Raw genomic sequence first — 6,170 nt, forward strand, 5'->3', positions numbered from 1 at the left:
CTTCCCGGTAGACCGCGTCGATCCGGCCGCGCACGCACGCCACCTCCGCCCAGTCCACCAGCTCCGCGAGCACCCGGGTGGCCCGCTGCCCGCGCAGCCGCCGCCCCGGATCGGGCAGCGCCACCGGCCCGAGACCCTCCCGGCTGGCCGGCAGAGTCAGCAACGCACTGCGCGCACCCCCTCGGGGCAGGTAGTCGCGGACCCGCACCCCCTCGCCCCACCCCGCCGCCTCCCACGGCTCCAGGAGCAGCGGCACGCCCTCCGGATCGGGCTCCGCGCCGAAGGACAGGTCCTCGCCGATCAGCACCCGCGTGTGCGCGACCAGCCGCCGCACGCGCGCCGGGACGAGCAGCGGAGCCAGCCGCAGCCACGAGTGCCGCGTCGCCAGCACCTCCCACAGCGGCCCCGCGTCGTGGTCGCCCGGTCCGGCGACGGCGCCCGGGCCGCCGTCCCGGTCGAACAGCCGCACGGCCACCTCCGGCGGTGCCGCGTACGCGATCAGGTGGCCCAGCGGCGCGGCCTCCATCGCCCCGAAGAGCTCGCCGCAGCGCTCCACCGCCGCCGTCCGGACCCGGCGGTAGACGGCCAGCAGTTCGGGCCAACGGCCCTCGTCGGCCAGGGCGCGCAGACGGCGGTCCTCGTACGTGATCACGATTTTCAGCGTACGGGCCGGGACGGCACATCAGCTGACTTGCCGTCAGTTCGGTGCGTCGGGCCCTCCCCCGCAACCCCGCCCCCATCACCGCCAGCACCACAACCACCGCCGCGACTGCCTCCCCTGCCGCCACGCTCGCCCGCCGCAGCCCGTTCGCGCTCCACGACAGCCCGCAGCCGGACGTGAGCGCGGCGCCGGGTGACCGCCAGCGTGCTGCGGTGCAGCCCCAGGAGCTCCGCGGCCTCGTCGACGCTGTAGCCGTCGAGGTCCACCAGGACCACCACCCTGGCCTGCTTGGCGGTCAGGCAGCGCAGCAGCCGGACCACTTCCCACCGCGCCTGGAGCTCCGCCATCCCGCCGGCCGACGGGTCGGTCGCCGCGCGCTCGCGATCCCGCTCCGCCGCCCCCGGGAGCGCCACGCGGCGCCGTTCCCGACGCCACTGGTCGCGCAGGATGTTCGCCATCGTCGTGAACACGTAGGCGTACGGCTGCGGATGGCCGAGGAACCGCTCCGGGCGCCGGGCGATCCGCAGGTACGCGTCGTGGACGATGTCACCCGCCGCGAACGGGCTCCCCGTGAGCGAGAGGGCCGCCTGGTGGAGCCTCGGCAGCATTTCCGTGAACACCCGGTTGAAATCGGTCGGTTCGCCGGCCGGATCACGCCTGCCGGTCCATCGATCGGTCAATTCCGCCATGCCGTTCTCCCCGGAAATCGGCACCCGAACGCCCAGTTGGGGCCGACCCCGACCGGGCACATGCATGTGACTCAGCTCACATCATAGTTCGTCGTTTCACTGTACGCGCTCAATCGTGTGCAATGCGTCATCGTCCGTACGGAGAACGGGAATTCGCCACAGAACCGCCGAGCGAGGAGAACCGCCATGTCGGGTTGCATCGCCAGGAAGATCGCCGCGTTCGGGGCCGCGACCGTCGCCGCCCTCGGCATCCTCGGGACGACCGCCCTGCCCGCCGCCGCCGAACCCGCGGCCGACCGGACCATCACCGCCGGCCCGAACGCCGCCACCGACGCCATCACCGCCTCCTACCACTGCGTCATCACGGCCGACTACGGCTGGCGCTGGGAGGGCAAGTGCAACATCTACTCCGGCGAGCTGCGCACCATCACCTACTGCGCCAACGGCACGTCCAGCACCGGCCTGTGGATCGGCGCGCGGCCGGAGGCGTGGGACGTGTGGGGCAACTGCCCGAACTCGACCTGGACCCGCGTCCTGTTCCAGACCCGGGGCTGATTCCCGGGCCGCGGGCCTGACCGTGGGTGCCGCGGCGCGGCGGCACCCGGCCCGCGCACCGGCCGTGTCCGTACACGGGGCCCTCAGGCCGCCTGGTCGTGCCGACCGGGCTCCGCCGGCGCGGGAGCAGAAGCCACCGGGAACTCCTCGATGGTCAGTTCGCCCGCCGGGCGGCGGCCGGCCCGGTCCTGGGCGGGCGGCGACAGCGCGACGAAGGCCGCGGCCAGGAAGAGGAAGGAGCCGAGACCGACGGCGAGCGGGAAGATGAACTCCATGGGGCTCGCGCCGTCGAGGCCGGTCCTGGTGGGCTCGGGGTGGATGTGGACGGCGGCCATGCCGGTGTAGTGCATGCAGCTCACGGCGAGCCCCATGACGAGCGAGGCCGCGGCCGCCGCGTAGCCGTTGCGGATCGTGACGGCGGCCCAGAGCGCGGCGGTGGCGGCGCCGACCGCGATGAGGACGGACAGCGCGACCGTCCCGGAGTCGTAGCGCAGCCCGGCGCGCATCCGCAGGGCCGCCATGCCGAGGTAGTGCATCGCCGCGACGCCGAGGCCGGTGATCAGGCCGCCGCCCAGCAGGGCGGGCCCGCGGGCGCCGCGGTAGCCGACGACGGCCAGGCCGAGACCGGTGACCAGCACCGCGACCAGCAGGCTCAGCAGCGTGAGCGGGACGTCGTAGCGCAGTTCGGCACCGTCGACGGTGAAGCCGAACATGGCCACGAAGTGCATCGCCCAGATGCCCGAGCCGATCGCGGCGGCGGCCGTCAGGAGCCAGTTGCGGCGGACGGCGCCGGTCGCGGCGAGGCCGCGCAGGGTGCAGCGCAGGCCGAGCGCGGCACCCGCGCAGGCCATGGCGTACGAGAGCGTGGGCGTCAGCCAGCCGGAGCCGAGGTGGTTGATGCTTCCCATGGGACCTCCGGTCGACCTGTCCCTGTCATATGCCAGCCGCTCATGCGATTCCGGTCCGGGACGCGTGGGACGTTATCGAGGGCCGGGACTGGTCACCGGAAGATCCGAAAAGCTGCCCGCGGGGCGGGAGCGGTGTGCTCGAATGGGGTGGTCGTGCGCCCTGGGGTCACCGGGCCCGTCACCCGTCACGCGCTCCCCGTCACCGCGGCGTGACCTTGATCCGCATCGGGCTCGCCGCCCGCAGCGTGATCCCCTGCGCGAGCGCCACCCGGTGGTCGACCACCTCCAGATCGAAGTCGCGAAGCAGCACGCCCAGCGCCAGCACCGCCTCCAGCATCGAGAAGTGCTGCCCGATGCACGCCCGCGGGCCGCCCCCGAACGGGAACCACGCGTACCGGTGCCGCCCCTTCTCCCGCTCCGGCAGGAAGCGGTCGGGGTCGAAGCGGTCCGGCTCCTCCCAGTGGTCGGGGTGCCGGTGGGTGACCCACGGCACGACGAGCACCTGTGCGCCCCCCGGCAGGGCGTACCCGCCGATGACGGTCTCCTCCACCGAGCGCCGCCCGACCATCGACGCCGCCGGATACAGGCGCATCGACTCCTTCAACACCCGCGTGATGTACGGCAGTTCCTCCAGGTCGGCAGCCGTCGGCGCACGACCGCCGAGCGCCTTCTCCGCTTCCTCCCGCGCGAGACGGCGCTGCTCCGGATGCCCCGCCAGCAGGTGCAGGGCGAAGGCGAGCGACGTCGCCGTGGTCTCGTGCCCGGCGAGCAGGAACACCAGCACCTGGTCCCGGAGTTCGTCCCGGTCGAGCCGCTCCCCGTCCTCGCCGCGCGCCTGCTCCAGCAGCGTCAGCAGGTCGTCCGCGTCGGGGTCGGCGCCGCGCACGGCCCGGTCGGCGATGATCCGGTCGCAGACCGCGTACAGGTCGCGCTGCGCCCCGACGCCCCGACGGTTGCCCGGGGTCGGCCAGTGGCGCGGCAGGCGGACCGGCGCGACGCCCCGGTCCTGGACGTAGGCGCCGAGGATCGGGAAGCTGCGGTGCACGACCTCCACCGCTTCCTCGACGTCCGCGCCGAACAGGATCCGCGACACCGCGCGGAGGGCGAACCGCGACATCTCGTCCGCCGCGTCGACGACGCCGTCCGGCACCGCGCGCCAGCGCGCCGTGAGCGCCCGCGCCTCCAGCGCGATCGCGTCCGCGTAGCCGTCCACCCGGCGGCGGGTGAACAGCGGCTGGACGAGCCGGCGCTGGCGCTGGTAGTCGCCGTCCTGGCTGGTGAGCAGGCCGTTGCCGACGCTGGTCCGCAGCTCGTCGTAGAAGGCGTTCTCCTTGCGGAAGTTGGCGGCCTCGCCGCCGAGCACCTGCTGGGCGCCCTCGGGGGAGAACACGGCGTAGAGGTCCATGCCCAGCCCGATCGGTCCCACGTGGAAGCGGACCAGATCGCCGTAGTCTTCCCGGGCGGCGCGCAGGGTGCGCAGCGGGCGGCGGCCGAGGTCGAGCCCGGAGCCGATGAGGGGCAGGCCGGGCGGCCCGGGTATCGGTCGGGTGGCGGTGACGGGTGCGGGGTCGGCGGCGATCGTCATCGGGTCTCCTTCTCCACGGCGCCCCACCAACCTAACTGACTGGTCATCAGCAGCGGAAGGGTGCGCGGGGCGAGCGGAAACGCCGTACCGAACGCGTCCGCCCTCCCCTCGGCCGTCCTCCCCCGGCCGGCCGGTCACCGAGGCCGACCGGTCACCGAGCCGGCCGGGCCCGCCGGGACTCCTACTCGTACTCGGTGCCGCCCTTGCGGGTCAGGTACGCGTCGCTGACCACCTTGGCGATCGCCCGGCCACCGAGCCTCGGGCTCCAGCGCTCGGTCACCGGCCGGATCACCACGCCCTCGCGCAGGTGCAGTTCGCGTCCGGAGACGGTCTCCTTGCCCTGGGCCAGTTCGAGCACCGTGCCGGGGTCGAACGGTCCGCGCCACAGCTCGGGCGCCAGCGGCAGCTCGCCGTCGAGCAGTTCGGCGGCGGACAGCCAGCGCAGTTGCCCGTCCACCACCGCGGACACGTCGAACGCGGCGTAGCCGGGCAGTTCGGTGCGGCCGGAGGCGCCGTACGTCAGGTCCTGGACGCCCGCGCCGAAGACCTCGCCGAAGATGCCGACCCACTCGGCGCCGAGCCGTTCGGCCAGCCGGGCGGCGACGTCCGGTATGCGGTGGGCACGGACGGCGCGCCAGTAGAGGTTGCGCTCGTCCTCGGCCAGGGCGAACCCCTGCGCGCCGATGCCCTTGGACGACACGTGCACCTCGCCGGTGGCGGCGGTGTAGGTGACGAGGCAGCAGCTGCCGTGCAGCTTCTCGGTGAGCACGACCGGCTCGCCGGGCTCGAAGACGTCCGGGTAGCGCTTGAGGTTCTCGATGTCCACCCAGGGCAGGAGGTCGGGCGCGCTGACGACCTCACCGTTCATCGACGTGGGGACCGGCGGCTGCCACTTGACGATCCCGAGGGCCTCGGCGAAGTCCTCGCCGCGCTCGGCCGCGGCGGCCAGGTCGGCACCGGCGAGCGAGGCGGGGCGGCAGACGATGCCCTGCGACAGCTCGCCGCGCAGCCGTACGGCCTTCACCCGGTCCGCCCTGCTGCCGGCCAGTTTCCCGGTCAGGCCCAGCTCGGCGATCAACTCCTCGGGGAGCACGGCCTGTTCGGGGATGTAGACGGCGTAGTCGCCGGTCCGGTACGCGCCCTTCGCGACCACCGCCCGATAGAGCCCGACCTGCGCGAGCTCAAGGGCATCGGCATTCGGGTGTTCCAGGACGACGAGCTTCTCGGCGGTGACGCGCAGCGTGGACATGGACGGGCTCCTCCCCGTGGTTCTCGGTGCACCCGGCCGGGGCCGGCGGGGTGCGGACCGCCACCACTCTGGCGGCTCGACCCACCGGGCGCGACGCAATTTCGGCGCGCCCCCGCCGCACGCCCGCACTCCCTCCGCCTGCTCCGGCGCACCCGGCGCACCTGCATACGTGCGACCCCGACGCGCGCCTCAGTCCCACTCCAGGACCACCCCGGGGCCACCTCCACACCACCGTCCGTGCACGTTTGAGCCTTCCCACAGTTGGGAACACGCCGTCGCCACGGACTGCCTGTGCAATGCGACAGACGATTTTCCGCTCGCATCTGCGGCACTATGATCACCGTAACGGCCGCATCTGCGGTCTCATCCCCGCGCCCCTTCCGGCGCGCGCCGAGGAAGGGAAGCACCGATGGGCTCCCGCACGACCACCACCCGCAGACTCGCCGTCGCCGCCGCCGCGGCCCTCGCCCTCAGCCTCGGGGTCACCGCGTGCGGCAGCGACGGCGGCAGCAAGTCCTCCGCC

General features: G+C 73.7%; 6 protein-coding genes. 1 reads left to right on the top strand and 5 read right to left on the bottom strand.

Annotation, left to right across the window (positions count from 1 at the left end):
- Both AB0O00_RS18500 and AB0O00_RS18505 read right to left on the bottom strand, forming a co-directional pair.
- The coding region (locus AB0O00_RS18500; RefSeq protein ID WP_363653024.1) for a hypothetical protein at positions 1 to 652 on the bottom strand (652 nt) is incomplete at its 3' end.
- Between the two features lie 5 nt (positions 653 to 657).
- Positions 658 to 1,416, bottom strand: a complete 759-nt coding sequence (locus tag AB0O00_RS18505; protein ID WP_363653026.1) for an RNA polymerase sigma factor — start codon at positions 1,414 to 1,416, stop codon at positions 658 to 660.
- A gap of 120 nt (positions 1,417 to 1,536) precedes the next feature.
- Between AB0O00_RS18505 and AB0O00_RS18510 the strand changes: the two genes are divergently transcribed.
- Positions 1,537 to 1,905 carry a hypothetical protein gene (locus AB0O00_RS18510; protein ID WP_363653028.1) on the top strand — a complete coding sequence of 123 codons (369 nt, stop codon included), beginning with the start codon at positions 1,537 to 1,539 and terminating at the stop codon, positions 1,903 to 1,905.
- An 83-nt stretch (positions 1,906 to 1,988) separates the two neighbouring features.
- On the opposite strand, the gene AB0O00_RS18515 is transcribed toward AB0O00_RS18510, so the two are convergent.
- From AB0O00_RS18515 to AB0O00_RS18525, 3 genes are all read right to left on the bottom strand, one after another.
- Positions 1,989 to 2,813 carry an MHYT domain-containing protein gene (locus tag AB0O00_RS18515; protein ID WP_363653030.1) on the bottom strand — a complete coding sequence of 275 codons (825 nt, stop codon included), beginning with the start codon at positions 2,811 to 2,813 and terminating at the stop codon, positions 1,989 to 1,991.
- Between the two features lie 199 nt (positions 2,814 to 3,012).
- Positions 3,013 to 4,398, bottom strand: a complete 1,386-nt coding sequence (locus tag AB0O00_RS18520) for a cytochrome P450 (protein WP_363653032.1) — start codon at positions 4,396 to 4,398, stop codon at positions 3,013 to 3,015.
- A gap of 181 nt (positions 4,399 to 4,579) precedes the next feature.
- Complete coding sequence (locus AB0O00_RS18525) at positions 4,580 to 5,647, bottom strand: RNA ligase (ATP) (RefSeq protein ID WP_363653034.1); 1,068 nt, start codon at positions 5,645 to 5,647, stop codon at positions 4,580 to 4,582.
- Positions 5,648 to 6,170 lie beyond the last annotated feature (523 nt).

Source organism: Kitasatospora sp. NPDC093558, assembly GCF_040683475.1.
GTDB lineage: Bacteria > Actinomycetota > Actinomycetes > Streptomycetales > Streptomycetaceae > Kitasatospora.

Coding starts and splice junctions, on each gene's coding strand:
- AB0O00_RS18505 (WP_363653026.1), bottom strand. CDS start 1,416: ATGCATGTGCCCGGTCGGGGTCGGCCCCAACTGGGCGTTCGGGTGCCG.
- AB0O00_RS18510 (WP_363653028.1), top strand. CDS start 1,537: ATGTCGGGTTGCATCGCCAGGAAGATCGCCGCGTTCGGGGCCGCGACC.
- AB0O00_RS18515 (WP_363653030.1), bottom strand. CDS start 2,813: ATGGGAAGCATCAACCACCTCGGCTCCGGCTGGCTGACGCCCACGCTC.
- AB0O00_RS18520 (WP_363653032.1), bottom strand. CDS start 4,398: ATGACGATCGCCGCCGACCCCGCACCCGTCACCGCCACCCGACCGATA.
- AB0O00_RS18525 (WP_363653034.1), bottom strand. CDS start 5,647: ATGTCCACGCTGCGCGTCACCGCCGAGAAGCTCGTCGTCCTGGAACAC.